This window comes from Neorhizobium sp. T6_25 (assembly GCF_002968555.1).
Lineage (GTDB): Bacteria > Pseudomonadota > Alphaproteobacteria > Rhizobiales > Rhizobiaceae > Neorhizobium.
Window position 1 is genome coordinate 39,044 of the sequence record NZ_PVBL01000015.1, and the last position, 26,030, is coordinate 65,073.

The window sequence follows — 26,030 nt, forward strand, 5'->3', positions numbered from 1 at the left end:
CTATCTCCTTCGGCCGCTCCGCGGAGGCCGCGTGCCGGGTTGGGTCCGGCCGCGCCGCCCCGATTTGTGGAAGGAGCGTGTTGCGGTCGGCAATTTCTTGCCCTCGCTCAGCATTTCGAACTGCAGCGCGCCCGCAAGCGGGATGGCCTGCTTCAGCCGCACGTCGACCGTATCGCCGAGTTGATAGCCTAGACCGATCTTCTCCCCGACAAGCGCCTGATGCGCCTCGTCGTAGATGAAGTAGTCGTCGCCGAGCGTGGATATAGGTATGAATCCGTCCGCACCATAGGTCGGAAGCGAGACAAATAGTCCCGCCTTGGTGACACCGGAGACGCGGCCGACGAATTCCTCGCCGATGCGCTCGGAGAGGTGATGGGCGATCAGCCGGTTGATCGTATCGCGCTCGGCGGCCATCGCACGGCGTTCGAAGGTCGAGATCTCGGCGGCGATATCGTCGAGCTGAGCCTCTTCCTCCGGCCTGATGCCGCCTTCGCCCAAGCCCAGCGATCCGACCAGCGCGCGGTGCACGATCAGGTCGGCATAACGGCGGATCGGCGAGGTGAAATGCGCGTATTTCATCAGGTTGAGGCCGAAATGGCCGATATTTTCGGGGCTGTAGATCGCCTGGCTCTGGGAGCGCAACACCATCTCGTTGACCATCACCTGGTGGGCGGTGCCTTCAGCTTTCGCGAGAATGCCGTTGAACGAGTTGGCGCGCATCTGGCCGCCCTTGGCCATCGGAATGCCGAGCGTCGCGAGAAACTCGCGCAGCGTCTCCTGCTTGGCAAGCGACGGCGTGTCGTGGATGCGGTAGATCAGCGCCTGGCGCTTCTTTTCCAGCGTCTCGGCGGCGGCGACGTTCGCCTGGATCATCATCTCTTCGATGAGCTTGTGGGCATCGAGCCGCTCGGGAACGTGCACACGATCGACCGTGCCGTCGGGTTTCAGCAGGATCTTGCGCTCCGGCATGTCGAGTTCCAGCGGCTGGCGGCGGTCGCGGCCGCGCTTCATCACTCCATAGGCATGCCAGAGCGGCTTCAGGATCGGATCGAGCAGCGGTCCGGTCTTGTCGTCCGGCTTGCCGTCGATCGCCGCCTGCGCCTGTTGATAGGAGAGCTTGGCGGCACTCTTCATCATGATGCGGTGGAACGTGTGGCCTGCCTTGCGGCCTTCCCTGGAGAAGACCATGCGTACGGCAAGCGCCGGTCTGTCCTCGCCTTCGCGCAGCGAGCAGAGATCGTTGGAGATACGCTCGGGCAGCATCGGCACGACGCGATCCGGGAAATAGACCGAGTTGCCGCGCTTCAGCGCCTCGCGGTCGAGGGCCGAGCCGGCGCGGATATACCAGGAGACGTCGGCGATCGCGACGGTGACGATGACGCCGTCCGGGTTGTCGGGCGAGGGGTCGAGCTCGGCATAGACCGCGTCGTCATGGTCCTTGGCGTCGGCCGGGTCGATGGTGATCAGCGGCAGCGAACGCCAGTCCTCGCGCTGCGCCATGGTGGCGGGCTTGGCCGCTTCGGCCTCGTCCATCACCTGTTTCGGGAAGATATGCGGAATGCCGTGCGAATATACGGCGATCATCGAGATCGCCTTTTCCGAGCCGATCGTGCCAACGATCGACAGAACCCGGGCGCGGGGCAGGCCGAAGCGGCCGGAGCGGAGGACTTCCGTCTCGACCAGGTCGCCGTCCTTGGCCTCGCCGATATCGGCGGGCTCGATCACCATTTCCTCGCCGCGCCGGTCGATCGGCAGCAGGCGCAGCTCGCCATCGGCGAGCTGATGGACGATGCCGAGCGAGGCGCCGCGGCGTTTGTCGATGATCTTGATGACGCGGGCGGTATAGGCAGGGCCGGTCCGATCCTTGTTCGGGAAGATCTTTGCCAGAACCCGGTCGTTGAGACCTGCGGCAGTCACCCTGCCTTTGCCGCGACTGTCCGACGATTGGCGGATGAGCACCGCCGGGGCGGCACCCAGCTCCTCCGGCCATTCGGCCGGGCGGGCGATCAGTTCGCCATCCTTGTCGCGGGTGGTGATGTCGAGAACGGTGACCGGCGGCAGCGCATCGGGACGGGTCAGCGACTTGCGGCTCTTCTTGAGAAGACCTTCCTCCTCCAGCGTCCGCAGGAGATCCTTCAGTTCGACGCGGGTGTCGCCCTTCAGCCCGAAAGCCTTGGCGATCTCCCGCTTCGACCCCTTGTCCGGGTTTTCGGCGATGAATTCGAGCAGGACATCACGTGGCGGCACGGCACCGTGGATGATCACCGGCTTTTCCGTTGTGGAAGCGGTGTGACCGCGGGCAACCTTGTCGGGGCGTTTTCCCGGATGTCTCGATCTATCGCGTGGTTCTCTCACGTGCCTGTCTTCTTCGCCTTGGGTGCTGCCTTCTTCACCGGAGCTTTCGCCTTGGCGGCCGTCTTGGTTTTCGGTGCTGCCTTCTTGGTGTCGGTGGACGTCTTGGCGGCGGCTTTCTTCGGCTTTGCCTTTGACGACGGCGCCTTGCCGCCCTTTTCGATGATGAAGGCCATCGCCTGCTCCATCGTCACCGATTGCGGGTCGAGCCCCTTCGGCAGCGTCGCGTTGACCTTGCCCCAATTGACGTAAGGGCCGTATTTGCCGTCACGCACGGTGATCGTGCCGCCATCCGGATGGTCGCCGAGTTCCTTCAGTGCCGCAGGCGTGCCACGGCCGCGGCCACCGCCAGCCGCCACCTTGCTCTGCTTTTCGGCAAGCACGGTTACAGCGCGGTTGAGGCCGATCGAGAACACGTCCTCGATGCTCTCCAGGTTGGCATAGCTGCCGTCATGCAGCAGGAACGGCCCGTAGCGGCCAAGCCCCGCCGAGATCATCTTGCCCGATTCCGGATGTTTGCCGACGTCGCGCGGCAGGTTGATCAATGCCAGCGCCTTTTCGTGGTCGATATCCTCGGGCTTCCAGCCCTTGGGTAGCGACGAACGCTTCGCTTCCTTGCCTTCGCCGCGCTGGATATAGGGCCCGAACCGGCCCGAACGCAGAGTCAGTTCCTCGCCCGTATGTGGATCGGCACCGAGCGCCTTCGGTTCGTTGAGAGCGTTCGCCTCCGCATCCGCGCCGCCTTCCGAGGAAAGCTGGCGGGTGTAGTTACAGTCCGGATAGTTCGAGCAGCCGACGAAGGCGCCGTACTTGCCGAGCTTCAGCGATAGGTTGCCGGTGCCGCAGACCTGGCAGATGCGCGGATCGCTGCCGTCCTCCCGCTTCGGGAAGACCAGCGGCGCCAGCGTCTCGTTCAGCGCATCAAGCACGTTGGTGACGCGCAGTTCCTTGGTGTCCTCGATCTGGGCGAAGAAATTCTGCCAGAATTCGCGAAGAACCTGCTTCCAGTCGAGTTCGCCGGCCGAGATCTTGTCGAGCTTTTCTTCCAGGTCGGCGGTGAAGTCGTATTCGACGTATTTCGTGAAGAAGCTTTCGAGGAACGCCGTCACCAGCCGGCCCTTCGAATGCGGGATCAGCTTGCGATTGTCCATCGTCACGTATTCGCGGTCGCTCAGCGTCTTCAGCGTCGCGGCATAGGTGGACGGGCGGCCGATGCCGAGCTCTTCCATCTTCTTGATCAGCGAGGCTTCCGAATACCGCGGTGGCGGCTCGGTGAAGTGCTGGCTGGCATTCACCTTGTTCTTGTCGAGCTTTTCGCGGGCGTTGATCTCCGGCAGGCGACCATCTTCATCGTCATCCTCGCCCTTTTCGGCATCCTCGCGGTTGTCCACGTAGGCGCCGAGGAAGCCGTCGAAACGGATCACCGAGCCGACGGCGCGCAGGCCAGCCTTCTCGCCCTTGTTGTCGGCGAGGATCTCGACCGTGGTGCGCTCGATCTCGGCGGGCGCCATCTGGCTGGCGATGCCGCGCTTCCAGATCAGCTCGTAGAGACGGGCTTGGTCGGCGTCGAGATAACGGCGCACCTGGTCCGGGGTGCGGGTGAATTCGGTCGGGCGGATCGCTTCGTGGGCTTCTTGGGCGTTTTTCGCCTTAGTGGAATAGAAGCGCGGCTTTTCCGGCAGGTAACGCTGTCCGAACTGGTCGACGATGGCGCTGCGGGCAGCATCGACCGCTTCAGGCGCCATCTGCACGCCATCGGTACGCATATAAGTAATGAGACCGACCGTCTCGCCGCCGATATCGACGCCTTCATAAAGCTTCTGTGCCACCTGCATGGTGCGCGACGCGTTGAAGCCGATATTCGAGGAGGCGGCCTGCTGCAGCGTCGAGGTGGTGAAGGGCGGGCCGGGGTTGCGCTTGACAGGCTTCGCCTCGACCGTGTCGACCAGATAAGTCGCGCCGTCGAGCAGCGCCTTCAGGCGGTTGGCGTCCTCGCCGTTCTTGATCGAGCGGCCCTGCAGCCGCTTGCCGTCGGCCGAGACGAGGCGCGCCTCGAACTCGTCGCCGCGCGGGGTGCACAACAGCGCCGACAGGTTCCAGTACTCTTCCGAGATGAAACGTTCGATCTCCGACTCGCGGTCGCAGACGAGCCGCAGCGCAACCGACTGCACGCGGCCGGCCGAGCGTGCGCCCGGCAGCTTGCGCCATAGCACTGGCGACAGATTGAAGCCGACCAGGTAGTCGAGGGCGCGGCGGGCGAGATAGGCGTCCACCAGCGGCACGTCGATATCGCGCGGATTGGCCATCGCATCGAGCACGGCCTTCTTGGTGATGGCGTTGAAGACCACGCGCTTGACCGGCTTGTCGCCGATCAGCTTCTTCTTCTTCAAAAGGTCGAGCACGTGCCAGGAAATGGCTTCGCCTTCGCGATCCGGGTCGGTCGCGAGGAACAGGCCGTCCGAGCCTTTCAGGGCGTCGGCGATATCCTTCATGCGCTTCTGGGAGGCGCTATCGACTTCCCACAGCATTTCGAAGTCCTGGTCGGGAAGTACGGAACCGTCCTTGGCCGGGAGATCGCGCACATGGCCGAACGAGGCGAGAACCTTGTAGCCGGGGCCGAGATACTTGTTGATTGTCTTGGCCTTGGCGGGAGATTCTACGACGACAACATTCATTTTGCTTCTCTGCAATAGAGGCTTGGCCCGGAACCTTTGCAGTCCAGGCGGAAATCTGACCTCCCGACATGGAGGGCGTTTGCCTCGCGGTCAAGGGGCGTATGCCAAATTATAGGGTACAACGAGATGCAACCTGAGGAAGTTTTACAATTGGTTGCAATCTTAAATAAATGCGATATGGTCCCTCGCATACCTCGAGGTGAATTTATTTGGACTGGTGGCCGACTTTTTTGACAGGATAGAAAATGAGTTCCCGAAGTGAGACAAACGGCCGGCGCGAAGACGATACCAGGGAGAATATCGCCTATATAAGGCAGATGCTCGGAGAGCTCCGGCAGGTCGCCTTGGGAGAGGGAGCCGATATGCTCTGTTACCTCATCGAGATGGCCTATGTAGAGGCGGGGGACGTACAGGCGGGCCGGCGTCCCCGCTCAGTCTTCCATCGCGATTGAAACCAGACCGCCGACATGCCGATGCAGCCGGCCGGCGAGATCAAGTTCCAGCAGGATGAGATAGACGGAAGAGGCGGGCAGTTCCGTATGGCGGATGATGTCGTCCACCTCCACCGGCGTCGGCCCCAGCGCCGAAACGATGATCGCCCGGTCGTCGTCATTGGGCGGCAGTATATCGCTGAATTTCTTTGGCTCCTCCACCACCGAACCGCTCAACAGATCGAGTTGCGAGAGCGGCGCCAGGGCTTCGATGACGTCGGCCGACCCGGTTGTGACGATCGCCCCCTGTTTCAGAAGCCCGTTTGTGCCGTGGCAGCGCGGATCGAGCGGCGAGCCGGGAACGGCGAAGACAAGCCGTCCGAAATCGGTCGCCATCCTGGCGGTGATCAGCGAGCCGGAACGCTCCGCTGCCTCGACCACGACGACGCCGAGCGAAATGCCGGATATCAGCCGGTTGCGGCGGGGGAAGTCCCGTGCGCGGGGCTCCCAGCCGAAGGGCATTTCGCTGACGGCAAGGCCTGCACCCTCGGTAATCTCGTCGAGCAGAGGCACGTTCTCCGGCGGATAGGGCTGGTCGAGCCCGCCGGCCAGCACCGCGATCGTTCCGGTTTCCAGGCTGGCCCGATGGGCGGCGGTATCGACGCCGCGGGCAAGGCCTGACGTCACCGTATAACCGGCCCGGCCGCAATCCCTCGCGATCATCGCCGCGAACTTGGCGCCCGATATCGAGGCATTGCGCGATCCGACGACGCCGACCGACGGACGTGTCGCGGCGGAAAGGTCACCTTTCATGGCAAGAAGCGGCGGCGCGCCTTCGATCTGGCGCAGCGCCGGCGGATAGTCCGGTTCGCCGATGCCGACGAAGCGAGCGCCAAAGCGATGGGCAGCTTCGAGTTCGCGTTCGGCCTCCTGAACGCCGGCAATCCGGATCGCCCTGGTCGCCCCGCCACGGGCGGAGAGTTCGGGCAGCATGGCAAGCGCGTTTTCCGCCGAGCCGCAATGGTTGATGAGATCTCGAAACGTGGCGGGGCCGACATTGTCCGAACGGATCAGCCTCAGCCAGGCGATCCTTTGCCTCTCCGTCAGCGCAATTCCTGTTCGTTTCGCGCTGCCGTCCGGCATTGTTTCCCCCGGGTCTATCCCTTTTGGCCGATCCTGCTTTCGGTGCCGGCAATCAGCCGCTTGATATTTTCTTCGTGCTTCCACCAGGAAATCGCGGTCATGACGGCCAAGACGAGCGCGATCTTCGGCTCGTTTAAGAACCACAGCACAACCGGAATGACAAGAGTTGCAACCAGAGCGGAGAGCGACGAATATTTGCTGATCCTGGCGACGCCGAGCCAGATCGCCGCAAACACCAGCACCATCCAGGGAGCGACGCCAAGCAGCGTGCCGATATAGGTTGCGACGCCCTTGCCGCCCTTGAAGCCGAGCCAGACCGGGAAGAGATGACCCATGAAGGCTGCAAAGCCGGCAAGCAGGCCGGCTTCTTTTCCGAACAGATACCAGGCGACCAGTGCAGCGACCGTGGCCTTCAGAGCGTCGAGCAGCAGGGTGGCCGCGGCAAGCTTCTTGTTGCCGGTGCGCAGCACGTTGGTGGCGCCGATATTGCCCGATCCGATCGAACGGATATCGCCGAGGCCCGCCGCACGGGTGAGGATCAGGCCGAAGGGAATGGAACCGAGCAGATAGCCGAACACCAGCGCGGCCAGTGAGATCGGCAGGGTAATCTGCCAGTTGAAGAGTTCACTCACGCCCGTGCTCCCCTTAAAGCGTGTAGACGCACTTGCCGGCCACATAGGTGGCGACGGCGCGGCCCGAGAAACGCGCGTCTTCGAACGGCGTGTTCTTCGACCGCGACAAGATCATATCCTTCGAAACGATCCAAGGCTCGTCGAGATCGATCAGCGTGATATCCGCCTTGGCGCCGGGCTTCAGCGTGCCGGCATCGAGGCCGAAGATCTGCGCCGGCCGGGTCGACATCGCATCGATCAGCCGCATCAGCGGCACGCGGCCGTCATGGTGCAGGCGGAGTGCGGCCGCGAGCAAGGTCTCGAGGCCGATCGCCCCGTCCTCGGCATCGGCAAACGGCAGGCGCTTGGTATCGACGTCCTGCGGATCGTGCGAGGAGACGATGATGTCGATCGTGCCGTCCGCGAGCGCATCGGCCATCGCCACGCGATCGTCTTCAGAACGCAGCGGCGGCGAGAGCTTGAAGAAGGTCCGGTATTCGCCGATGTCGTTCTCGTTGAGCGCCAGATGGTTGATCGAGACGCCGCAGGTGGCGTTGGCGCCGCGGGTGCGGGCGACGCGCACCGCTTCGGCCGACTCCGCCACGGAGATCTTCGCCGCATGGTATTTCGCCCGCGTCAGCGCGGCGATCCTCAAATCCCGTTCGAGCGGGATGATCTCCGCTTCTTTCGGCACGCCCGACAGACCGAGCCAGCTCGCGAACAGGCCCTCGTTCATCACGCCGTTGCCGAGATATTTTTCGCGCAGTTCCAGCGAGATGACCGCATCGAACTCGCGCGCATAGGTCATCACCCGGCGCAGGAGCAGCGTATCGGAGAGACCATGCCGGCCGTTGGTGAAGGCGACGGCGCCCGACTGCTGCAGCAGGCCGATCTCGGTCATCTCCTTGCCAGCCAGCCCCTTGGTGAGGGCGGCGGCCGGATGGACGTTGACGACCGCCTTGTCGCGCGCCGTCTTCTGCACGAATTCGACCAGCGCGATATCGTCGATCACGGGGTCGGTGTCGGGCATCATGATGAAGGAAGTGACGCCGCCGGCGGCGGCCGCCCGGCTTGCCGATTCGATCGTTTCGGTGTGTTCGGCGCCCGGTTCGCCGACATAGACGCGGGCATCGACGAGGCCCGGCGTCGCGACGAGGCCCTGGCAGTCCCGGACCGTCGCGCCTTCCGGCGCGCCCTGGTTCTGGGCATCCTTGCCCGATGCGAGGATGCGGCCATCGGCGCCGATGACGATCGTGCCGGTCTCGTCGAGATTGCGCGACGGATCGATGATGCGGAGGTTCTTGAGGACGGTGGGGGTCATGCGCGTTCTCCCTGGTTATGGGAGACGAGCAGGGTCTCCATCACGGCCATGCGGACCGCGACCCCCATTTCCACCTGTTCCTCGATGACGCTCTGCGGACCATCGGCCACTTCGGAGGCGATCTCGACGCCGCGGTTCATCGGACCGGGATGCATGACCAGCGCATCCGGCTTGGCAGCCTTCAGCTTTTCGGCATCGAGCCCATAGAAGCGGAAATATTCGCGCACCGACGGCACGAAGGCGCCGGCCATCCGCTCGCGTTGCAGGCGCAGCATCATCACCACGTCGGCATCCTTGAGGCCTTCTTCCATGGAGTGAAAGACCTCGACGCCCATGTCCCTGATGCCCGAGGGCAGCAGCGTCGAAGGCGCTACGACCCGGACCCGTGCGCCCATGGCGTTGAGAAGCAGGATGTTGGAGCGCGCGACGCGCGAATGCAGCACGTCGCCGCAGATGGCGACGATGATGCGCGACAGCTTGCCCCTGGCGCGGCGGATGGTGAGTGCGTCGAGCAGCGCCTGGGTAGGATGCTCATGCTGGCCATCGCCAGCATTGATCACCGAGCAGGCGACCTTTTGCGCCAGAAGTGCGGCGGCACCGGCCGAGGAATGACGCAGCACCAGCACGTCCGGGCGCATGGCGTTCAGCGTCATCGCCGTGTCGATCAGCGTCTCGCCCTTTTTGACCGAGGAATTGCCGACCGACATGTTCATCACATCGGCGCCGAGGCGTTTGCCGGCGAGCTCGAAGGACGATTGTGTACGGGTGGAAGCTTCGAAGAACAGGTTGATCTGGGTGAGACCGCGCAGCGTGGAGGTCTTTTTCTCCCGCTGCCTCGAGATCTTCACGGCCTCGTCGGCCTTGTCGAGAAGAAAGGTGATATCCTGTTCGGTAAGGCCCTTGATGCCAATCAGATGGCGGTGAGGGAAGAAGACCATGGACACGTCTCCGCTTGCGTTCGGCGGTCTATAAGGTCTGACGGCAGGAGCTGCAAGCGGGCGCGGGGTTTATCTCACTGCTTGTTTGTCCATTGTCGCTCGCAGCGGTTTCTCGATGCAGGTGCGGCCTTTTGTTGAGAACGCCAGAAATCCTGAGCGGGCGCCGTTCCCAGGCCCGGTAACTTCCGCTAGAACCCGTTTCATGAACCAGATGTCGCGCGCCGAAGAAAAATTTGCCGAACTGAACCAGCCAAAACCCTGGTCCGGCATCAATGCCTACCGATCCGATCCGCTGGTCGTCGACCTGACGAGCACGCTGAACCGCACCATCCGCGAGGAATACGACCAGCTCGGCCGTTACGTCACTTCGCCGGAGGCGCAGGAACTGGCGCGCATGGCGAACGAGAACCCGCCGAAGCTGAAGACCCACGGTCCGCGCGGCGAGCGGCTTGACGTCGTCGAGTTTCATCCGGCCTGGCACGCGCTGATGCGCCGTTCGATGCAGACCGGCCTGCATTCCTCGGTCTGGGAAAACATCCCCGAAGCCAAGGGCCACGAACACAAGGCGCGGGCGACGCGATTCTATCTGTCGGCGCAGCTCGAGTGCGGCCATCTCTGCCCGCTGACGATGACCAGCGCCTCGATTGCCGCGCTGATGGCCTCGCCGCGCGTCCAGAAGGAATGGGCGCCAAAGATCCTGTCGCGCAAATACGATTCGACGAATCGCCCGGCTCTGCAGAAGAGCGCGGTCACCCTCGGCATGGGCATGACCGAAAAGCAGGGCGGCACGGACGTGCGCGCCAACCGCTCGACCGCCGAGCGGGTCGGCGAGGGCATCTACCGGCTCTCCGGCCACAAGTGGTTCATGTCGGCGCCGATGAGCGACGGTTTCGTGATGCTGGCCAAGACCGGCGACGGGATCGGCTGCTTCCTGGTGCCGCGGCTGCTCGAGGACGGGTCGGCGAACGGCTTGCAGTTCCAGCGCCTGAAGGACAAGGTCGGCAACCGCTCGAACGCATCCTCCGAAGTCGAATTCACCGATGCCTTCGGTTACCTGCTTGGCGAACCGGGCGGCGGCATCCGCACCATTCTCGACATGGTGACCCTGACGCGGCTCGATTGCGCGCTGGCATCCGCCGGCATCATGCGCGCGTCGCTCGCCGAAGCGGTCCACCACACCCGCGGCCGCAGCGTCTTCGGCAAGAAGCTCGTCGATCAGCCGCTGATGACGCGCGTGCTTGCCGACATGGCGCTCGATGTCGCCGCGGCGACGGCGCTCAGCTTCCGGCTCGCCGATTCCTTCGATCGGGCGGCCAGCAACCCGGCCGACGCAGCTTTCGCCCGCGTCATGACGCCAGTCATCAAATACTGGAACTGCAAGATCGCGCCGTCGCTGATCTACGAGGCGATGGAGTGCATCGGCGGCAACGGCTATATCGAGGAACGGCCGATCGCCCGTCATTACCGCGAGGCCCCGGTCAATGCGATCTGGGAAGGCTCGGGCAATGTGATGGCGCTCGACGTGCTCCGTGTCCTGTCGCGCGGGGGGGACCTGTTCAACACGGTGCTCGCCGGTTTCGAACGGGATCTCGGTCCTGCGGGCCGCAAGACGGTCGAGGTTCTGCGCGCCGCCATGGCGCTCTGCGAGACCGACGAGGGAGCTGCCCGGCTTCTGGTGGAGCAGCTTGCACTTGCGGCTGCGGCGTCTGAACTGGTGCGGCTTGGCGCCGGCAAGATCGCCGATGCTTTCCTGGAAACGCGGCTCGCCGGCGGCTGGCGCTCGACCTATGGCATGCTCGATGCCCGGTTCGACGCGCGCTACATCGTCGACCTGCTTTATCCCGCCGCCACGTAGGCGACAGCTGTCATCACCACCGGAATGGTGAGGAACGAGGCGACGACCTGCAGGGTCGCCGCCGCCGCATACATGTCCGCATCGCCGTTCAGCTGTTTCGCCAGCAGATAGCCGTTCATCGCGGTCGGAACCGCGGCACTCAGTGCCAGAAGCACGAGGGCGCTGCCCTGGATGCCGCACAACATGCCGACGCCCACGGCGACGATCGGGAAAGCGATCAGCTTCAAAAAGACGGCGAGGAGAGTGATCGGCCTCGGCTTGAGCGCGTCCATGACCCGCAGCCCGGCGCCGACCGTGATCAGGCCGAGGCTGAGCGACGCCTGCGACAGCAGGTCCACCGCCACCATCACCGGTTCGTAGATCGGAATGCCGGCAACGTTGACGACGATGCCCAGCGCCGTCGAGAGGATCAGCGGATTGGTGCAGACTCTATAGAAGATGGCCTTGTAGTTCCGGTCGTGGCCGGAGAACCACAACAGCACGGTCACATTGATGAAGTTGAGCGGAATGATGATCGCCGCCATCACCAGGCCGACCATGGTCAGCCCTTGCTGGCCGTAGGTCTTTGCGGCGATCGCCAGCGCCATGAAGGCGTTCCAGCGCGTCGCCGTCTGGAACAGCGAGGTATAGGCCGGCCCGCCGACGCGCAGGTTCCGCAGCAGAGGCCATGCCAGTAGCAATCCGCCCGACATCACGAAAACCGAAACGATCGCCGCGAAACTGACCGTCAGGGTCTCGGTATTCGAAAAGTCGGCCTTGGCCATCGTCGAAAACAACAGGGCCGGAAACATCACCCAGTAGCTGCACTGTTCGAGCCCGTCCCAGAAATCGGCGTTGATGATCGGCGCACGTTTCAATCCCACGCCGAGGAGGACGAGAAGGAAGATAGGCAGAACGCTTTGGAAGACGATGAGCATGGGGAGGGGCGCGTGGGTGGGAGGATAGGATCTCGTTAGTCCTCCCACGCCGCGAGCGCAATGCGCAGCCCCGCAAAATCAAGTGCTGCGCGCGCAATCCTGTGCATGGGCACCGAGACCGCTTGCGGCGGTTGACGGCTCGGACTATCGCGGTTGAGGATTGAAACCGAAACAGGCGGAAAATGCTCCAGATCCCTGAAGTCACAGCGCAACAAGGTTCGGTCGCCAAGGTGCGCAGCCGCGCCGGCACCGAGCGGGCGATCTTCCTGGCTGCCCGCGCGCTGCTCGCCGAACAGGGTTTTCAGGGTTTCGGCATCAACGCAGTGGCGCGCCGCGCAGGCTGCGACAAGCAGCTCATCTACCGATATTACGGCGGCCTGGACGGTCTGATCGAGGCGATCGGCGCCGATCTCGGCACCTGGGTCAAGGACCGCATCCCGGAAGATACCGGCGGCATGTTCCTTCTGACCTACGGCGACCTGATGGAGAAACTCTCCATCTATTTCATGGAAGCGCTGCGAGACGACCCGCTGGTCTGCAAGATTGTCGCCTGGGAGGTCTCGCAGGATACGCCGCAGGTCCGACGGCTGTCGGAAGCCCGCACCAAGGCGCTCGGCAAATGGCTCGATAAGATGCGTGGGTCCCTGACCCCGCCGAAGGGCGTCGATGCCGCGACCACCAATGCGCTCTTGTTTGCGGCGATCCAGCACCTGGTGATCTCCGCCGCCGTCAGCGGCCAGTTCGCCGGCATGGCGCTGAAGACCGAGAAGGATTGGGACAAGGTCGGCAATGCGCTCCGCCGCCTGGTCCGCGCGATCTACGGCTGATCCGCGGCCAAGTCTTGAAGCCATGACGTCCGCCTCATATCTCTTCGGGAAACGGAGGAGGCAACCATGACCGTACCGACGCTATACGAATGGATCGGCGGCTTCGATGCGCTGCTGCGCCTGACGACGGAGTTCTATCGTCGCGTCCCGGCGGATGACCTGCTCGGCCCAGTCTTTGCCGGCATGGACAGGAACCATCCCGAGCATGTTGCAATGTTCATTGCCGAAGTCATCGGCGGACCGAAACTCTATTCGGAGCAGCGTGGCGGTCATCCGGCGATGGTGCGCCATCATCTTGAAAGGCACCTGACCGAGCCGATGCGCCGGCGGTGGATCAACATCCTCCTCGACACCTATACGGATCTCGAACTTCCGGCCGACCCGGAGTTCACGTCCGCGCTGGTCGGCTATCTCGAGTGGGGAACGCGGCTTGCGGTCGTCAATTCGCAGCCCGGAGCCAAGGTTTACGAGCACGCGCCGATGCCGACATGGGGATGGGGCGAGACCGGCGGTCCTTATATTCCGAAGAAGCCGAAATCGCCGGCTGCCTGACCCGCTTTATCCACAGGCACCCTTGCGAAATTAACCATCTCCCCCGGTTTCCGTTGCGGCAAATCCCTGCGGGCTTAAGTTCGGCGTTAACGCACTGTTAACTACGACGTTCGCCGAGTATCCGCGTATGGGAACTGCAATCCGGAATATAGCATTGCTGATCGTCATGACGACGGTCTTCGCGGCGCTGGCCATGGATATTGCCATTCCCGCATTGGCCCTGAGCCTTATGGCTCTATCGAGATGGCTCGTGTCCCTGGAACCGTATCCGGCAGAGTCGAGAGGGAGGACTGCATGAAGTGGTTCGTGATTTTGTGGGCCGGTCCGGTCCTGCTGCTGACCAGCTGGTACGGGCTTTCCTACTACGACATGAGCTTCGGCTTCTTCATGCTGACCCGACAGACGCATGATCTTGTCTTCCAGATCTACGGCAATGTTCTGGGCATTCCGCCGGAAACCATTCCGCCATTGGTGGCACGCGCCATCGCTTTCGACAGCCTGGTCGTGTTTGCGATCATCGCCTTTCGCAAGCGCCGCGAGATCGCGGCCTGGTGGAGGAAGCGTCAGCTGGCGAAATCGGTCTCCCTGCCGAGCGACGAGAGCCTGTCCAGAGCGCCCTGAAGAATGAAGCTTGCCGCAGCGGAATCGATCCGCTCGGCACGTTTGGCCCGCGACACGTCCATTTCCAGAAGCGCCCGCTCGGCGGCCACCGTCGACAGCCGCTCGTCCCAGAAGACGAAGGGCAGGGCGGTCTTTTCCGACATCGAGCGCACGAAGGCGCGCGTCGCCTGAACGCGCGGACCGGCCGAGCCGTCCATGTTCGTGGGCAGGCCGATCACGAAGCCCGCCACTTTTTCCTTCTCGGCAAAGGCGAGCAGCACTTCGGCGTCCTTGGTGAACTTCACCCGCTTGATGACCGGACGGGGAGAGGCAAACCGCCGACCGAGGTCCGACATGGCTAGCCCGATCGTCTTGGTGCCAAGGTCGAGCCCGGCAATCGCCTGTGCGGGTTTAAGGGCCTCAGCCAGTTCCTCGATGGTCATCACTGTCATGCGTTCTTCATCCCGGGGATTCAATCAGGGGGTCCAGAGCGGGTTTGTCCCACCCTCTGTCCCACTTCCCTTTAGCCTCATATCGGCTATGTGTCGTCATTATCTCACATCATATTCGAGGAGAGTTTTCCATGAAGATCACCTGGCTCGGCCATGCCGCCTTCCGCATCGAGACCGCCAAGGCCAAGATCCTGGTCGACCCATTCCTGACCTATAACCCCGCCTTTGCCGGCCAGGACATCAAGGCTGCCGCCGAAGGCCTGACTCACATCCTGCTCACCCACGGTCACGGCGACCATGTCGGCGACACGATCCAGATCGCCAAGGAAACCGGTGCCGTCGTGCTCGCCAACTACGACCTCGGCGTCTGGCTGGCAAAGAAGGGCGTCGAGAAGCTCGAAATGGGCAATACCGGCGGCACGATCGGCTTCGAAGGGTTCACCGCTACCTTCACCAATGCACTGCATTCGTCAGCCTCGCTGACCGAAGACGGCGTTTCGCACTGCCTGGGCAACGCCAACGGCCTGATGCTGCATTTCGACGACGAACTCTCCGTCCTCCACATGGGCGATACCGACATCTTCTCGGATATGGCCCTGATCAACGAACTGCACCAGCCGGATATCGGCATCGTGCCGATCGGCGACCGCTTCACCATGGGCGGTGCCGTGGCCGCACTCGCCTGCCAGCGCTTCTTCGATTTCAAGCATGCGCTGCCGTGCCATTATGGCCTGCCGGGCGTCGACCAGACGCCGGAAAAGTTTGTCAAGGGCATGGAAGGCTCCCGCACCCGGGTCGAAACACCGGCGCCGGGCGGCAGCCTGACCTTCTGAATCGCATCCTTTAAGGCGGCGCGCCTTCGCAAATTGAGGCGCGCTCCCTGTTGCGAAGGGAGGGCATGGCCATTATAGCGAAGGGGAAATTTCCCATCGGAGTTATGCCATGTCCGTCGATCTCGCCACCGTCAAGCGCGTCGCGCGCCTTGCCCGCATTGCGGTCACCGAGGAAGATGCTAATCGCATGGTCGGCGAGCTGAACGGCATCATCAATTTCGTCGAGCAGCTTTCCGAAGTCGATGTCACGGGCGTCGAGCCGATGACGTCGGTGACCCCGATGGACATGCGCAAGCGCACCGACAATGTCAACGACGGCGACAAGGCAGACGATATCGTCGCCAACGCGCCTTCTACCGACCATAATTTTTTCCTGGTGCCGAAGGTCGTCGAGTGAGCGCTGGATAGCGCCCCGCCGAACCTCCTCCTCGTATTCGAACCGTTTGAAGAGACCATGACCGAACTCACCAGCCTCACCATTGCCGAAGCCCGCGAAAAGCTCGAAGCCAAGGAATTCACCTCGGTCGAGCTGACCGAGGCCTATCTTTCCGCGATCGATGCCGCCAACTCGGTGTTCAACGCCTATGTGGCCGTGACGCCGGACAAGGCGCTCGGCATGGCGAAGGCTTCAGACGCGCGCCGTGCCGCAGGCACTGTCGGCGCCCTGGAAGGCATTCCGCTCGGCATCAAGGACCTGTTCGCCACCCGCGACGTTCACACCCAGGCCTGCAGCCATATCCTCGACGGCTTCCTGCCGAAATACGAATCGACCGTTACCCAGAACCTCTGGGATGACGGGGCGGTCATGCTCGGCAAGCTCAACATGGACGAGTTCGCCATGGGCTCCTCCAACGAGACCTCGCACTATGGCGCGGTGGTCAACCCGTGGCGGGCCAACGATTCCAACCAGCAGCTGGTGCCGGGCGGTTCTTCCGGCGGTTCTGCCGCTGCGGTGTCCGCCTTCCTCTGCGCCGGTGCTACCGCCACCGATACCGGCGGTTCGATCCGCCAGCCGGCCGCCTTCACCGGCACCGTCGGCATCAAGCCGACCTATGGCCGCTGCTCGCGCTGGGGCACGGTTGCCTTCGCATCCTCGCTCGACCAGGCCGGCCCGATCGCCCGCGACGTGCGCGATGCGGCGATCATGCTGAGGTCGATGGCGTCGGTCGATGCCAAGGACACGACCTCGGTCGATCTGCCGGTGCCGGATTACGAAGCCTCGCTCGGCCAGTCGCTGAAGGGCATGAAGATCGGCATTCCGAAGGAATACCGCGTCGAAGGCATGCCGGAAGAGATCGAAAAGCTCTGGCAGCAGGGCATAGCTTGGCTGAAGGATGCCGGTGCCGAGATCGTCGACATCACCCTGCCGCACACCAAATACGCGCTGCCCGCCTATTACATCGTCGCTCCCGCCGAAGCCTCGTCGAACCTCGCCCGTTACGACGGCGTGCGTTACGGCCTGCGCGTCGACGGCAAGGACATCGTCGACATGTACGAGAAGACCCGCGCTGCCGGCTTCGGCACCGAGGTCAAGCGCCGCATCATGATCGGCACCTATGTTCTGTCGGCCGGTTATTACGACGCCTATTACCTGCAGGCGCAAAAAGTCCGCACGCTGATCAAGCGCGATTTCGAGATCGTCTTCGACGCCGGCGTCGATGCGATCCTGACGCCCGCCACCCCATCGTCGGCCTTCGGCATCGCCGACGAGGACCTCGCGTCCGATCCGGTGAAGATGTACCTCAACGACATCTTCACGGTGACGGTCAACATGGCCGGCCTGCCGGGCATCGCTGTTCCCGCCGGCCTCGACGCCAAGGGCCTGCCGCTCGGCCTGCAGCTGATCGGCAAGCCGTTCGAGGAAGAAACCCTCTTCCGCACCGCCCATGTCATCGAACAGGCAGCCGGCCGGTTCACGCCGGCGAAGTGGTGGTAAGCGGACCGATCATCCGGAATATGACGGCCGCCGATCATCGGGCGGTCGCCGGGGAGGTGGCTCATGGCTAGGACGGATCTGGCAGGATTGATCGAGGCGTTCGATCGCCTCGCGGCCGATGGTTTCGCCATGGGTGCGGACTGGCAGGCGGTGCACGAGATTTGCCAGGCCCATGAGGGCGAACAGCCTTTCGACTGGGGCCACGCTCTCTGCCACCGCATCGAAGGCGACGACTGGAACGCCGACTACTGGTACCGCCGCGCCGGCAAGCGACGTGCGAACTCGATCGCCGAGGACTGGACGGCGATGAGGGCTGAGCTTTCGGCTTAGGCCTGAGGCGGGTTCAGTCTTCTTGAGGCGGATAGAGCTTGCGCTGGTGGACGATCGTCAAAATATCAAGATCGCTTGGCGATAGTATCCGGTACACAATCGTATAAGGCAGACCGGAAATAGCGAACTCGCGCGTATCTTCCACGCTGCCTTCCCGGCCCAGAAGTGGAAAGCTCTCGAATATCTCTATGACCTGCCGGATGCGGGACAGAACGCGATCGGCGGCATTGCGATCGAATTGGGAGATACGGAGGTGAATTTCACCGAGATCCGCGATGGCCTGCGGGGTGAAATTAACGTTCAAAGCCGAACTTCTCCCAGACCTTCTTCGCCGGGGTCATCTTGGAGCGGTCTTCTGACTGCTTGAGCGCATTGTGGATCTTGTCGTCCTTCCAGGAAGCATAGTGCTCGTCGCCTGCCGCGGCCACCTGGGACTCGGTCAATTCCTTGAAGCTGATTTTGTCCTTTAGATCGCTCATGCCGATAAAATAACGCGATTGGTGCCAAAGTCCAATCGCATTTGCCCAGCGATGGAAAGCCGGTCTCCATCGAGAAGACCGGCCCTCGTTTTTTCACTAGCGATTATCCTGCTCGGCCCTCACCAGCACCAATCCCCGTTCGGTGATTCGATAAGGCTTGCCGCCCTGGGACTTGATGGCACGTTTCTGCTTGAGCTTGCGGAAGGTGGTGAGGTCTAAACCCGAGAAGACCCAGCCCTCGCGGGTGACCAGCTGGAGTTTTTCGATCTTGCGGTTCTGATCGCGGGTAATGTCGATCCTGCCGCCCTGGGCGAGCAGGTGGAGGATGCGCTGTTCGGCGCGGGAAATATCCATTGTCTTGATGTCCGGAGAAGCGCTCGCAAGCGAGCGCACAAAAACGTTGCCGGCGTCGCGTGACGTCGGGGTTCTCGTTTTTGTCTGGGCCGGCGCGGCTTTAAGAGCGGGGCCGGCCCCTCAGCAGGTCTCTACGGAAGAGAACATCAAAACTCCATCGATACGAAATCCGCACTAGGCGTGTTTTCCCCAGCCGTCAAGCGCCTGACCGCAACGCCATAGATGTTGCACTGGTCAAAGCGCGGACTCAGTGGTCTACTGAGGCTGCAGCAGGGGAAGCTATGGCCCATATTCGCAATGCGCGTGAGGACGAGGTGGATATCCTGGCGGAAATCGGCTTCCGCTCCTGGGAGAAGGCCATGATTTCGATCGGCGAGATGACCGATATGCGCTCCAGCGCCCGCACTGCCTTCCAGAATTTCACGCGCTCCTCCTGGCTCACCATTACCGTCGTCGAACATGCCGGCAACCTTGCCGGCTGGGCGGCGCGCGAAAAGCTCGACGAGCTGATCTCCGACTTCTGGATCGATCCGGCCTTCCAGGGCCACGGCTTCGGCCGGGCGCTTCTGGTCGAGGTCGAGGCAGAGATCGTCCACCAGGGGTTCGAAGTCGCCCGCGTCGAGAGCCACGCCCGCAATGCCGAGGCGGTCGGCTTCTTCGAGAAGCTGGGCTATTCCATCAACTGGCTCTCGACCATCTATTCGCCGAAGATCGACCGGGACGTGCAGTCGGTCGGCCTGTCGAAGCGCCTCGTCGCCGAAGCGCCGGATACTTACGGGCCAAGTTTCTGACTGCGCCCAGGGCGCCCGCCGCTCGTCAGATAAGCTTGCACCGCAACGCCATTTGCTCTACCTCCAGAAAACGCAATAGAGACCATTTCACGAGCATCAGATGACCCTTGTCGACGTCCGCACGCCCGATCCGAAACGCTTCATTCCCGGCGCCACCGGCGACTGGGAAGTCATCATCGGTTTGGAGGTGCACGCCCAGGTCCTCTCCAATTCCAAGCTGTTTTCAGGCGCCTCGACCGAGTTCGGCAAGCCGGCGAATTCGAACGTATCGCTCGTCGATGCGGCCATGCCGGGCATGCTGCCAGTCATCAACGAGGAATGCATCAAACAGGCGGTGCGCACCGGCCTCGGCCTGAAGGCGCAGATCAACAAGCGTTCGCTGTTCGACCGCAAGAACTATTTCTATCCGGACCTGCCGCAGGGTTACCAGATTTCCCAGTACAAGGATCCGATCGTCGGCGAAGGCAAGATCGTCATCTCGCTCGGTCCAGACCGCCAGGGCCAGTTCGAGGATATCGAGATCGGCATCGAGCGCCTGCATCTCGAACAGGATGCCGGCAAGTCGATGCACGACCAGCATCCCACCATGTCCTATGTGGATTTGAACCGCTCCGGCGTGGCGCTGATGGAGATCGTCTCGAAGCCCGACATGCGCTCGTCCGACGAAGCCAAGGCCTATATGACGAAGCTGCGCTCGATCGTGCGCTACCTCGGCACCTGCGACGGCAACATGGACGAAGGCTCGATGCGCGCCGACGTCAACGTCTCGGTGCGCCGCCCGGGCACGGAATTCGGCACCCGCTGCGAGATCAAGAACGTCAACTCGATCCGCTTCATCGGCCAGGCGATCGAATACGAAGCGCGCCGCCAGATAGGCATCCTCGAGGACGGCGGCTCGATCGACCAGGAGACCCGCCTCTTCGACCCGAACAAGGGCGAGACGCGCTCGATGCGCTCCAAGGAAGACGCGCACGACTATCGCTATTTCCCGGACCCGGACCTGCTGCCGCTCGAATTCGACGATGCCTTCATCGCTGAACTGGAACGCCACTTGCCGGAATTGCCGGACGACAAGAAGGCTCGTCTCGTGCGGGAACTCGGCCTGTCGATCTACGACGCCTCGGTTCTGGTGTCCGAAAAGGCGATCGCCGATTATTTCGAGGCGGTTGCCGAAGGCCGCGACGGCAAGATCGCAGCCAACTGGGTCATCAACGACCTGCTGGGCGCCTTGAACAGAACCGGCAAAGACATTGAAGAGACTCCGGTTTCTCCCGCCCAGCTCGGCGCCATCATCGATCTCATCAAGGCTGAGACGATTTCCGGCAAGATCGCCAAGGACCTCTTCGAGATCGTGCTCGCCGAGGGCGGTGACCCGGCCGAAATCGTCGAGAGCCGCGGCATGAAGCAGGTGACCGATACCGGCGCAATCGAGGCCGCTGTCGACGAGATCATCGCCGCCAATCCGGACCAGGTCGCCAAGGTCAAGGCGAAGCCCACGCTCGCCGGCTGGTTCGTCGGCCAAGTGATGAAGTCGACCGGCGGCAAGGCTAATCCGCAGGCCGTCCAGGCGCTGGTCAAGGCGAAGCTCGGGATCGAAGAGGAGTAGGCCCGATGGTCTACTTCGTCCGCACCGCCGGAGAAGCTGACGTCGAGCAGATCCGCGCCCTGCTGGCGGCGACCTTTCACGATACCTACGATCCGTTCTACGGGGCCGACAAGGTCAGGAGAATGGTCGACGGCTGGCATTCTCCGGGCGCCGTAAAGGCGCGTATCCAGAAACGCGGCGGCGAATTCCTGGTCGCCGACAATGGCAAGGATATCGGCGGCATCGGTTATGCCGCGATGTATCCGAAAATGGTGAAGACGGCGATGCTGCACCAGCTCTACGTCAAGCCGTCCTGCCAGAACGAGGGCATCGGGCGCGATATCTTCGCCGAGCTCGAAACCTGTTTTCCGGATGCCGAGATCATGCGGGTCGAAGTGGCGCTGCCGAACGTGCGCGCGATGTCCTTTTACGAAAGGCTCGGGTTTTCCGAGGTCGACAGGATGGAGGAGTGGGGTGCTCCCAATTCCGGCCTGCCGGCGATCATCATGGAGAAGCGGCTGGAGTTGCGCTGACCCACCCGGAGAGGACTTTTGCATGGCCGACATCGTCATCCGCAGAGCGCGGCAAGCCGATCTTCCCGAACTCATCGCCCTGTTTGCGGCGGACGACGTCGGCGGCCATGGCGATACCACGGACGAGACCGCCTTCGACGACTACCTGCGCGCCTTCAATGTCATCGACGCCTCGCAGAACGAGCAGCTCTTCGTCGCTGAACTGGAAGGCGAGGTGGTCGGCACCTTCCAGATCCTCTTCAACCGCACGCTGACGGGAAGGGGATCGCTGTCGATGATCCTGGAAGCGGTTCAGACGCGCGGCGACATGCGCGGCAAGGGCATCGGCGCCCAGATGATCGGACACGCGATCGAGGAAGCCAGGCGCCGCGATTGCCGCCAGGTCGCACTCACCTCCAACATGGCTCGCACGGATGCGCATCGCTTCTATGAACGGCTCGGCTTCGCCAAAAGCCATTTAGGCTTCAAGATGAAGCTCAAATGACCGTGCGCGACATTTGGAACCACTGGACATCCAAGGCGTCAGGCGGCATAAGCGGATCAGCCAATTCGATCGTCATCCTGTTTGCCAAGCCGACGGAACATCCATGAAAAACCTCCTGCTGCAGATCTTCACCTGGTGGAACGGACAGACCATGGGCACCCGGTTCTTCACCTGGCGTTTCGGCAAGAAGGTCGGCGAAGACGAACTCGGTAATATCTATTACGAAGGCCCGATGACTTCCTGGGGCAAGCCGAAGCGTTGGGTGATCTACAAGGATTACGCCGAAGCCTCCGCAATCGGGCCTGGCTGGCACGGCTGGATGCATTATCGCACCGACGTTGCTCCGTCGCAGGAAGAGTACAAGGCCCGCGAATGGGAAAAGGCGCACAAGCCGAACGGCACCGGCACGCCGCTTGCCTATCGCCCACAGGGCTCGCTTGCCGCCACCGGCGAACGCCCCCGCGTCACCGGCGACTACGATGCCTGGACGCCCGGCAACTGACACCTGTTTTGGCCACAATCGCACTCTAGGTCTCGACGCCGACGGGATCGCCGGGACGGGAAGCATAATGGGATTGATGACGGTTTTTCCACGCAAGCAAATGATCGGCGCATTGACCGCGCTGGCATCCGTGCTTGCGGCGGATTGTGTATCTGCGGCGCGGCTGAACAACCCGGTCGCGGTCTTTGCCGGCATCGACAAGATCACCGGCCGCATCACCACGTTCGACGTCTATGTCAACGAGACGGTTCAGTACGGCGCGCTACAGGTGACGCCAAAGGTCTGTTATTCCCGCGACGAGACGGAAGCACAGAAGATCGATGGTTTCGTGGAAGTCGACGAGATCACCCTCGATCGCAAGATCCGCCGGATATTCACCGGCTGGATGTTCGCCGACAGCCCCGGCCTCAATGCCGTCGAGCATCCGATCTACGACGTCTGGCTGACCGGCTGCAAACAGAAGTCCGACGTGCCGCCGCCGAAGGCGACCAACTGATTTCCGTTATAATTTCAGATGCGGGGAATCGACGGCGATTCTCAAGAGCTTGAGATAGTCGTCCTTGGGGATGTCGATTGCGCCGAACGTCTTCAGATGTTCGGTCGTGAACTGTGTGTCGAGCAGGGTAAAGCCGTTTTTCCGGAGCCGCTCGACAAGGTGCACGAGGCAGATCTTGGAGGCGTTCGTGCGCCTCGAAAACATGCTCTCGCCGAAGAAGGCCGATCCGAGCGAAACGCCATAGAGACCGCCAACCAGTTCATCGCCCTCGAAGGCCTCGACGCTGTGCGCGTGGCCCATGCGGTGCAGTTCGTTGTAGAGCTTGCGGATTGTGGAGTTGATCCAGGTGCTCGGTCGATCGCCGGCCGGCTCGGCGCAGAATGCGATCACCCGTTCGAAAGCCGTGTCGAAGCGGATGTCGAGCGGTGTCCTGCGAACCGCCTTGGCCAGGCTTTTGGAGAGATGGAAGGCGTCGAGCGGCAGGATGCCGCGCATTTCCGGTTCGACCCAGAAGATTTCCGGGTCGTCGGCGGATTCGGCCATCGGAAAAAGTCCGATGGAATAGGCTCGCAACAGGATTTCCGGGGTTATCGCCGGGTAATATCTGCCGCGTCGCCCTGCCATCGATCTCCCTAATGCGTCTTGTCGCCGGCGAGATATTGCTCCAGCCAGTGTATGTCATAATCGCCGTTGGCGATATCCGGATTGTCGACCAAATCCTGGAAAAGCGGCAGCGTCGTCTTGATGCCGTCCACGACGAACTCGTCCAGCACGCGCCGCAGGCGCATCATGCATTCGACGCGGGTGCGTCCGTGCACGATCAGCTTGCCGATCAGGCTGTCGTAATAGGGCGGGATCTTGTAGCCGGCATAGGCGCCCGAATCGACGCGCACGCCGAGGCCGCCCGGTGCATGGAAATGCGTGATCGTGCCGGGCGACGGCACGAAGGTGCGCGGGTCCTCGGCATTGATGCGGCATTCGATGGCATGGCCGGAGAACACGATGTCTTCCTGACGCACGGACAGGCCGCCGCCGGAGGCGACGCGAATCTGTTCGTGCACGAGGTCGATGCCGGTGATCGCTTCGGTGATCGGGTGTTCGACCTGAAGACGGGTGTTCATTTCGATGAAATAGAACTCGCCGTTTTCGTAGAGGAACTCGATCGTCCCGGCGCCGCGGTATTTCAGCTTGCGCATCGCATCGGCGCAAACTTCGCCGATCTTCATGCGCTGCTCGACATTGAGGGCAGGGGAATTGGCTTCTTCCCAGACCTTCTGGTGGCGGCGCTGCAGCGAGCAGTCGCGTTCACCGAGATGGATGGCATTGCCTTCCCCGTCGCCGACGACCTGGATTTCAATATGGCGCGGTTTCCCGAGATATTTTTCCATGTAGACGGCATCGTTGCCGAAAGCAGCGAGCGCTTCGGAACGGGCAGTCGACACGGCTTCGTCGAGGTCGGCTTCGGTCTTGGCGACCTTCATACCGCGTCCGCCGCCGCCGGCCGTCGCCTTGATCAGCACCGGAAAACCGATCTGGCGGGCGATTTCCATGGCGTTCTCGGGCTTCACTTCGCCATCCGAACCGGGAACGACGGGGATGCCGAGTTCCTGCGCGGTCTGCTTGGCGGTGATCTTGTCACCCATGATGCGGATATGATCGGCGGTCGGGCCGATGAAGGTGATGCCGTGCGCGTCGAGAATATCCGCGAACTTGGCGTTTTCCGACAGAAAGCCGTAGCCCGGATGCACCGCGTCGGCGCCGGTGATTTCGCAGGCGGCGACGATCTGGTGGATGTTCAGATAGCTGTCGCGCGACGGCGGCGGGCCGATGCAGACGCTTTCGTCGGCAAGCCGGACATGCATGGCGTCGGCGTCCGCAGTGGAATGGACCGCGACGGTCGCGATGCCGAGTTCCTTGCAGGCGCGAAGCACACGAAGCGCGATTTCACCGCGGTTGGCTATGAGGATCTTGGAAATCATGGATGCGCCTTACTCGATGACGACGAGCGGCTGGCCGTACTCGACGGGCTGAGAGTCGTTGACCAGGATTTCCGTGACCTTGCCGGAGCGCGGCGACGGGATCTGGTTCATCGTCTTCATGGCCTCGATGATCAGCAGCGTCTGGCCTTCCTTGACGGTGGCGCCGACTTCAACGAAGGCGCGCGAACCCGGGGCCGGGGAGAGGTAGATGGTGCCGACCATCGGCGCAGTGACCGCGTTCTTGTTGTCCTGGATTGCGGGCGCTGCTGCGGCTACGGGAGCTGCAGCCGGGGCATAGGCGGGCGCTGCGACCGGAGCCTGGACATATTGAGTCGTACCGACGCGCGATACACGAATACGCACATCGTCCTGTTCGACTTCGATCTCGGTGAGGTCGGTATCGTTGAGGATGTTCGCGAGGTCGCGGATCAGTCCCTTGTCGATACCGTTCTTCTTGTCAGACATGGCAAACCCTATTGTTCTGTTTATCTTGTCAGGCGGTAATGGATTTCAAGGCGTGCAGCGCCAGAATGTAGCTCGCGGTGCCAAAACCGCAGATCACGCCCTTTACCGCCGGTGCGATCATCGAATGATGGCGGAATTCCTCCCGCGCGTGGACATTCGAGATATGAAGCTCGATCACCGGCACGGAGATCGCCTTGATGGCGTCGTGCAATGCGATCGAGGTATGCGTATAGGCGCCCGCGTTGATGGCGACGCCGACGGCCTTTTCATTGGCCTCGTGCATCCAGTCGATCAGCACGCCTTCATGATTGCTCTGGCGAAAATCGACATCGAAGCCGAGTTCCCTGCCGGCGGCGATACAGTCTTTCTCGACGTCCTTCAGCGTGGCCGCACCGTAGATGCCCGGCTCGCGCTTGCCCAGCATATTGAGATTGGGGCCATTGAGGACGAAGATCGTCTTGCTCATCACTGATCTATTGTTCCATGCAGAAATTCAGGGGCCACCTATAGACCGCCGACGCGGCAAGGGAAAGCCCCCGCCGCGCTGAAAGCCCGCGAGTCCACTGCGATGGAACATCTGTCGCTCGGG

30 protein-coding genes are annotated in these 26,030 nt (G+C 62.4%); 15 read left to right on the forward strand and 15 right to left on the reverse strand.

Annotated features, from left to right (window positions below; translation table 11 throughout):
- Together rnr and topA are read right to left on the reverse strand one after the other, a co-directional pair.
- The gene (gene rnr / locus C5L10_RS19675) at nucleotides 1–2,355 is read right to left on the reverse strand and encodes a ribonuclease R (protein WP_105431075.1); all 2,355 of its coding nucleotides are present in this window, start codon (nucleotides 2,353–2,355) and stop codon (nucleotides 1–3) included.
- Nucleotides 2,352–5,027, reverse strand: coding sequence for a type I DNA topoisomerase (topA, locus tag C5L10_RS19680; RefSeq protein ID WP_105431076.1), 2,676 nt, complete (start codon nucleotides 5,025–5,027; stop codon nucleotides 2,352–2,354). Before topA ends, rnr begins: the two co-directional genes overlap by 4 nt.
- 245 nt (nucleotides 5,028–5,272) lie before the next feature.
- Between topA and C5L10_RS19685 the strand changes: the two genes are divergently transcribed.
- Nucleotides 5,273–5,479 carry a hypothetical protein gene (locus C5L10_RS19685; RefSeq protein WP_046636597.1) on the forward strand — a complete coding sequence of 69 codons (207 nt, stop codon included), beginning with the start codon at nucleotides 5,273–5,275 and terminating at the stop codon, nucleotides 5,477–5,479.
- On the opposite strand, the gene dprA is transcribed toward C5L10_RS19685, so the two are convergent.
- Genes dprA through C5L10_RS19705 form a run of 4 tightly spaced genes read right to left on the reverse strand, consistent with a single transcriptional unit; the run spans nucleotide 5,459 to nucleotide 9,471 of the window.
- Nucleotides 5,459–6,601, reverse strand: coding sequence for a DNA-processing protein DprA (gene dprA / locus C5L10_RS19690; RefSeq protein WP_105431077.1), 1,143 nt, complete (start codon nucleotides 6,599–6,601; stop codon nucleotides 5,459–5,461). The genes C5L10_RS19685 and dprA overlap by 21 nt on opposite strands.
- A 14-nt stretch (nucleotides 6,602–6,615) precedes the next feature.
- Nucleotides 6,616–7,233: a glycerol-3-phosphate 1-O-acyltransferase PlsY gene (plsY, locus tag C5L10_RS19695; RefSeq protein WP_245448057.1), complete on the reverse strand. Its 618-nt coding sequence runs from the start codon at nucleotides 7,231–7,233 to the stop codon at nucleotides 6,616–6,618.
- A gap of 13 nt (nucleotides 7,234–7,246) precedes the next feature.
- A complete protein-coding gene (locus C5L10_RS19700) occupies nucleotides 7,247–8,533 on the reverse strand; it encodes a dihydroorotase (protein ID WP_105431079.1) in 1,287 nt (428 codons plus the stop codon).
- Nucleotides 8,530–9,471, reverse strand: coding sequence for an aspartate carbamoyltransferase catalytic subunit (locus C5L10_RS19705; protein WP_105431080.1), 942 nt, complete (start codon nucleotides 9,469–9,471; stop codon nucleotides 8,530–8,532). The genes C5L10_RS19700 and C5L10_RS19705 overlap by 4 nt, the downstream gene beginning before the upstream one ends.
- 202 nt (nucleotides 9,472–9,673) lie before the next feature.
- Here C5L10_RS19705 and C5L10_RS19710 point away from each other — a divergent pair, with 202 nt between their 5' ends.
- The gene (locus C5L10_RS19710; protein WP_105431081.1) at nucleotides 9,674–11,326 is read left to right on the forward strand and encodes an acyl-CoA dehydrogenase family protein; all 1,653 of its coding nucleotides are present in this window, start codon (nucleotides 9,674–9,676) and stop codon (nucleotides 11,324–11,326) included.
- Here C5L10_RS19710 and C5L10_RS19715 read toward each other — a convergent pair.
- Nucleotides 11,308–12,243 (reverse strand): AEC family transporter, encoded by a 936-nt coding sequence (locus C5L10_RS19715; RefSeq protein WP_105431082.1) that lies wholly within the window; start codon nucleotides 12,241–12,243, stop codon nucleotides 11,308–11,310. The two genes, C5L10_RS19710 and C5L10_RS19715, sit on opposite strands and share 19 nt — an antisense overlap.
- A 182-nt stretch (nucleotides 12,244–12,425) precedes the next feature.
- Here C5L10_RS19715 and C5L10_RS19720 point away from each other — a divergent pair, with 182 nt between their 5' ends.
- From C5L10_RS19720 to C5L10_RS19730, 3 genes are all read left to right on the forward strand, one after another.
- A complete protein-coding gene (locus tag C5L10_RS19720; protein ID WP_105431083.1) occupies nucleotides 12,426–13,070 on the forward strand; it encodes a TetR/AcrR family transcriptional regulator in 645 nt (214 codons plus the stop codon).
- A gap of 66 nt (nucleotides 13,071–13,136) precedes the next feature.
- A complete protein-coding gene (locus C5L10_RS19725; RefSeq protein ID WP_105431084.1) occupies nucleotides 13,137–13,622 on the forward strand; it encodes a group II truncated hemoglobin in 486 nt (161 codons plus the stop codon).
- A 294-nt stretch (nucleotides 13,623–13,916) separates the two neighbouring features.
- Nucleotides 13,917–14,243: a DUF6105 family protein gene (locus C5L10_RS19730; protein WP_046605473.1), complete on the forward strand. Its 327-nt coding sequence runs from the start codon at nucleotides 13,917–13,919 to the stop codon at nucleotides 14,241–14,243.
- Here C5L10_RS19730 and ruvX read toward each other — a convergent pair.
- A complete protein-coding gene (gene ruvX / locus C5L10_RS19735) occupies nucleotides 14,186–14,674 on the reverse strand; it encodes a Holliday junction resolvase RuvX (RefSeq protein ID WP_105424875.1) in 489 nt (162 codons plus the stop codon). The genes C5L10_RS19730 and ruvX overlap by 58 nt on opposite strands.
- Before the next feature lie 131 nt (nucleotides 14,675–14,805).
- Between ruvX and C5L10_RS19740 the strand changes: the two genes are divergently transcribed.
- From C5L10_RS19740 to C5L10_RS19755, 4 genes are all read left to right on the forward strand, one after another.
- Entirely contained in the window at nucleotides 14,806–15,507 is a 702-nt protein-coding gene (locus C5L10_RS19740; RefSeq protein WP_105431085.1) for a metal-dependent hydrolase, read from the forward strand.
- A gap of 109 nt (nucleotides 15,508–15,616) precedes the next feature.
- The gene (gene gatC, locus C5L10_RS19745; protein WP_105431086.1) at nucleotides 15,617–15,904 is read left to right on the forward strand and encodes an Asp-tRNA(Asn)/Glu-tRNA(Gln) amidotransferase subunit GatC; all 288 of its coding nucleotides are present in this window, start codon (nucleotides 15,617–15,619) and stop codon (nucleotides 15,902–15,904) included.
- A 57-nt stretch (nucleotides 15,905–15,961) separates the two neighbouring features.
- Nucleotides 15,962–17,443 (forward strand): Asp-tRNA(Asn)/Glu-tRNA(Gln) amidotransferase subunit GatA, encoded by a 1,482-nt coding sequence (gatA, locus tag C5L10_RS19750; protein ID WP_105431087.1) that lies wholly within the window; start codon nucleotides 15,962–15,964, stop codon nucleotides 17,441–17,443.
- A gap of 63 nt (nucleotides 17,444–17,506) precedes the next feature.
- A complete protein-coding gene (locus C5L10_RS19755; RefSeq protein WP_105431088.1) occupies nucleotides 17,507–17,773 on the forward strand; it encodes a hypothetical protein in 267 nt (88 codons plus the stop codon).
- A 13-nt stretch (nucleotides 17,774–17,786) separates the two neighbouring features.
- Here C5L10_RS19755 and C5L10_RS19760 read toward each other — a convergent pair whose 3' ends face one another.
- From C5L10_RS19760 to C5L10_RS19770, 3 genes are all read right to left on the reverse strand, one after another.
- Nucleotides 17,787–18,077 (reverse strand): type II toxin-antitoxin system RelE/ParE family toxin, encoded by a 291-nt coding sequence (locus C5L10_RS19760; RefSeq protein WP_105431089.1) that lies wholly within the window; start codon nucleotides 18,075–18,077, stop codon nucleotides 17,787–17,789.
- Entirely contained in the window at nucleotides 18,067–18,252 is a 186-nt protein-coding gene (locus C5L10_RS19765; RefSeq protein ID WP_105431090.1) for a hypothetical protein, read from the reverse strand. Before C5L10_RS19765 ends, C5L10_RS19760 begins: the two co-directional genes overlap by 11 nt.
- 96 nt (nucleotides 18,253–18,348) lie before the next feature.
- Nucleotides 18,349–18,606, reverse strand: coding sequence for a YjhX family toxin (locus tag C5L10_RS19770; protein WP_105425089.1), 258 nt, complete (start codon nucleotides 18,604–18,606; stop codon nucleotides 18,349–18,351).
- Between the two features lie 281 nt (nucleotides 18,607–18,887).
- Between C5L10_RS19770 and C5L10_RS19775 the strand changes: the two genes are divergently transcribed.
- The 6 genes from C5L10_RS19775 to C5L10_RS19800 all read left to right on the forward strand — a co-directional run bounded on the left by C5L10_RS19775 (nucleotide 18,888) and on the right by C5L10_RS19800 (nucleotide 22,997).
- A complete protein-coding gene (locus C5L10_RS19775; protein ID WP_105431091.1) occupies nucleotides 18,888–19,397 on the forward strand; it encodes a GNAT family N-acetyltransferase in 510 nt (169 codons plus the stop codon).
- Nucleotides 19,398–19,497: 100 nt separating this feature from the next.
- Nucleotides 19,498–21,003: an Asp-tRNA(Asn)/Glu-tRNA(Gln) amidotransferase subunit GatB gene (gene gatB / locus C5L10_RS19780; protein WP_105419475.1), complete on the forward strand. Its 1,506-nt coding sequence runs from the start codon at nucleotides 19,498–19,500 to the stop codon at nucleotides 21,001–21,003.
- Nucleotides 21,004–21,008: 5 nt separating this feature from the next.
- Nucleotides 21,009–21,515 carry a GNAT family N-acetyltransferase gene (locus C5L10_RS19785; protein ID WP_038542070.1) on the forward strand — a complete coding sequence of 169 codons (507 nt, stop codon included), beginning with the start codon at nucleotides 21,009–21,011 and terminating at the stop codon, nucleotides 21,513–21,515.
- A 22-nt stretch (nucleotides 21,516–21,537) separates the two neighbouring features.
- Nucleotides 21,538–21,999 carry a GNAT family N-acetyltransferase gene (locus C5L10_RS19790; RefSeq protein ID WP_105431092.1) on the forward strand — a complete coding sequence of 154 codons (462 nt, stop codon included), beginning with the start codon at nucleotides 21,538–21,540 and terminating at the stop codon, nucleotides 21,997–21,999.
- Between the two features lie 103 nt (nucleotides 22,000–22,102).
- Complete coding sequence (locus tag C5L10_RS19795) at nucleotides 22,103–22,501, forward strand: NADH:ubiquinone oxidoreductase subunit NDUFA12 (RefSeq protein ID WP_105431093.1); 399 nt, start codon at nucleotides 22,103–22,105, stop codon at nucleotides 22,499–22,501.
- Nucleotides 22,502–22,577: 76 nt separating this feature from the next.
- Nucleotides 22,578–22,997, forward strand: coding sequence for a DUF2155 domain-containing protein (locus C5L10_RS19800; RefSeq protein ID WP_105401415.1), 420 nt, complete (start codon nucleotides 22,578–22,580; stop codon nucleotides 22,995–22,997).
- A gap of 6 nt (nucleotides 22,998–23,003) precedes the next feature.
- Here the strand turns inward: C5L10_RS19800 and aat are convergent, their stop codons facing one another.
- The 4 genes from aat to aroQ are packed head-to-tail and all read right to left on the reverse strand — an operon-like array spanning nucleotide 23,004 to nucleotide 25,907.
- On the reverse strand, nucleotides 23,004–23,621 hold the full coding sequence (gene aat / locus C5L10_RS19805; protein ID WP_105431094.1) for a leucyl/phenylalanyl-tRNA--protein transferase: 618 nt from the start codon (nucleotides 23,619–23,621) through the stop codon (nucleotides 23,004–23,006).
- Between the two features lie 8 nt (nucleotides 23,622–23,629).
- Nucleotides 23,630–24,976, reverse strand: a complete 1,347-nt coding sequence (gene accC, locus C5L10_RS19810; RefSeq protein ID WP_046636624.1) for an acetyl-CoA carboxylase biotin carboxylase subunit — start codon at nucleotides 24,974–24,976, stop codon at nucleotides 23,630–23,632.
- 9 nt (nucleotides 24,977–24,985) lie between these two features.
- Nucleotides 24,986–25,441 (reverse strand): acetyl-CoA carboxylase biotin carboxyl carrier protein, encoded by a 456-nt coding sequence (accB, locus tag C5L10_RS19815; protein ID WP_046667723.1) that lies wholly within the window; start codon nucleotides 25,439–25,441, stop codon nucleotides 24,986–24,988.
- Nucleotides 25,442–25,469: 28 nt separating this feature from the next.
- Nucleotides 25,470–25,907, reverse strand: coding sequence for a type II 3-dehydroquinate dehydratase (gene aroQ / locus C5L10_RS19820; protein ID WP_046605457.1), 438 nt, complete (start codon nucleotides 25,905–25,907; stop codon nucleotides 25,470–25,472).
- Nucleotides 25,908–26,030: the final 123 nt, after the last annotated feature.

What these genes read in the sequence shown, in the direction of transcription:
- C5L10_RS19785 (WP_038542070.1), top strand. Translation starts at nt 21,009, where the DNA reads ATGGTCTACTTCGTCCGCACCGCCGGAGAAGCTGACGTCGAGCAGATC.
- C5L10_RS19715 (WP_105431082.1), bottom strand. Translation starts at nt 12,243, where the DNA reads ATGCTCATCGTCTTCCAAAGCGTTCTGCCTATCTTCCTTCTCGTCCTC.
- C5L10_RS19720 (WP_105431083.1), top strand. Translation starts at nt 12,426, where the DNA reads ATGCTCCAGATCCCTGAAGTCACAGCGCAACAAGGTTCGGTCGCCAAG.
- accC (WP_046636624.1), bottom strand. Translation starts at nt 24,976, where the DNA reads ATGATTTCCAAGATCCTCATAGCCAACCGCGGTGAAATCGCGCTTCGT.
- dprA (WP_105431077.1), bottom strand. Translation starts at nt 6,601, where the DNA reads ATGCCGGACGGCAGCGCGAAACGAACAGGAATTGCGCTGACGGAGAGG.
- C5L10_RS19700 (WP_105431079.1), bottom strand. Translation starts at nt 8,533, where the DNA reads ATGACCCCCACCGTCCTCAAGAACCTCCGCATCATCGATCCGTCGCGC.
- C5L10_RS19740 (WP_105431085.1), top strand. Translation starts at nt 14,806, where the DNA reads ATGAAGATCACCTGGCTCGGCCATGCCGCCTTCCGCATCGAGACCGCC.
- C5L10_RS19790 (WP_105431092.1), top strand. Translation starts at nt 21,538, where the DNA reads ATGGCCGACATCGTCATCCGCAGAGCGCGGCAAGCCGATCTTCCCGAA.
- aat (WP_105431094.1), bottom strand. Translation starts at nt 23,621, where the DNA reads ATGGCAGGGCGACGCGGCAGATATTACCCGGCGATAACCCCGGAAATC.
- C5L10_RS19705 (WP_105431080.1), bottom strand. Translation starts at nt 9,471, where the DNA reads ATGGTCTTCTTCCCTCACCGCCATCTGATTGGCATCAAGGGCCTTACC.
- C5L10_RS19755 (WP_105431088.1), top strand. Translation starts at nt 17,507, where the DNA reads ATGGCTAGGACGGATCTGGCAGGATTGATCGAGGCGTTCGATCGCCTC.
- C5L10_RS19730 (WP_046605473.1), top strand. Translation starts at nt 13,917, where the DNA reads ATGAAGTGGTTCGTGATTTTGTGGGCCGGTCCGGTCCTGCTGCTGACC.
- gatC (WP_105431086.1), top strand. Translation starts at nt 15,617, where the DNA reads ATGTCCGTCGATCTCGCCACCGTCAAGCGCGTCGCGCGCCTTGCCCGC.
- gatB (WP_105419475.1), top strand. Translation starts at nt 19,498, where the DNA reads ATGACCCTTGTCGACGTCCGCACGCCCGATCCGAAACGCTTCATTCCC.
- gatA (WP_105431087.1), top strand. Translation starts at nt 15,962, where the DNA reads ATGACCGAACTCACCAGCCTCACCATTGCCGAAGCCCGCGAAAAGCTC.
- C5L10_RS19800 (WP_105401415.1), top strand. Translation starts at nt 22,578, where the DNA reads ATGACGGTTTTTCCACGCAAGCAAATGATCGGCGCATTGACCGCGCTG.
- aroQ (WP_046605457.1), bottom strand. Translation starts at nt 25,907, where the DNA reads ATGAGCAAGACGATCTTCGTCCTCAATGGCCCCAATCTCAATATGCTG.
- C5L10_RS19775 (WP_105431091.1), top strand. Translation starts at nt 18,888, where the DNA reads ATGGCCCATATTCGCAATGCGCGTGAGGACGAGGTGGATATCCTGGCG.
- C5L10_RS19725 (WP_105431084.1), top strand. Translation starts at nt 13,137, where the DNA reads ATGACCGTACCGACGCTATACGAATGGATCGGCGGCTTCGATGCGCTG.
- accB (WP_046667723.1), bottom strand. Translation starts at nt 25,441, where the DNA reads ATGTCTGACAAGAAGAACGGTATCGACAAGGGACTGATCCGCGACCTC.
- C5L10_RS19685 (WP_046636597.1), top strand. Translation starts at nt 5,273, where the DNA reads ATGAGTTCCCGAAGTGAGACAAACGGCCGGCGCGAAGACGATACCAGG.
- C5L10_RS19765 (WP_105431090.1), bottom strand. Translation starts at nt 18,252, where the DNA reads ATGAGCGATCTAAAGGACAAAATCAGCTTCAAGGAATTGACCGAGTCC.
- topA (WP_105431076.1), bottom strand. Translation starts at nt 5,027, where the DNA reads ATGAATGTTGTCGTCGTAGAATCTCCCGCCAAGGCCAAGACAATCAAC.
- C5L10_RS19795 (WP_105431093.1), top strand. Translation starts at nt 22,103, where the DNA reads ATGAAAAACCTCCTGCTGCAGATCTTCACCTGGTGGAACGGACAGACC.
- C5L10_RS19710 (WP_105431081.1), top strand. Translation starts at nt 9,674, where the DNA reads ATGAACCAGATGTCGCGCGCCGAAGAAAAATTTGCCGAACTGAACCAG.
- C5L10_RS19770 (WP_105425089.1), bottom strand. Translation starts at nt 18,606, where the DNA reads ATGGATATTTCCCGCGCCGAACAGCGCATCCTCCACCTGCTCGCCCAG.
- ruvX (WP_105424875.1), bottom strand. Translation starts at nt 14,674, where the DNA reads ATGACAGTGATGACCATCGAGGAACTGGCTGAGGCCCTTAAACCCGCA.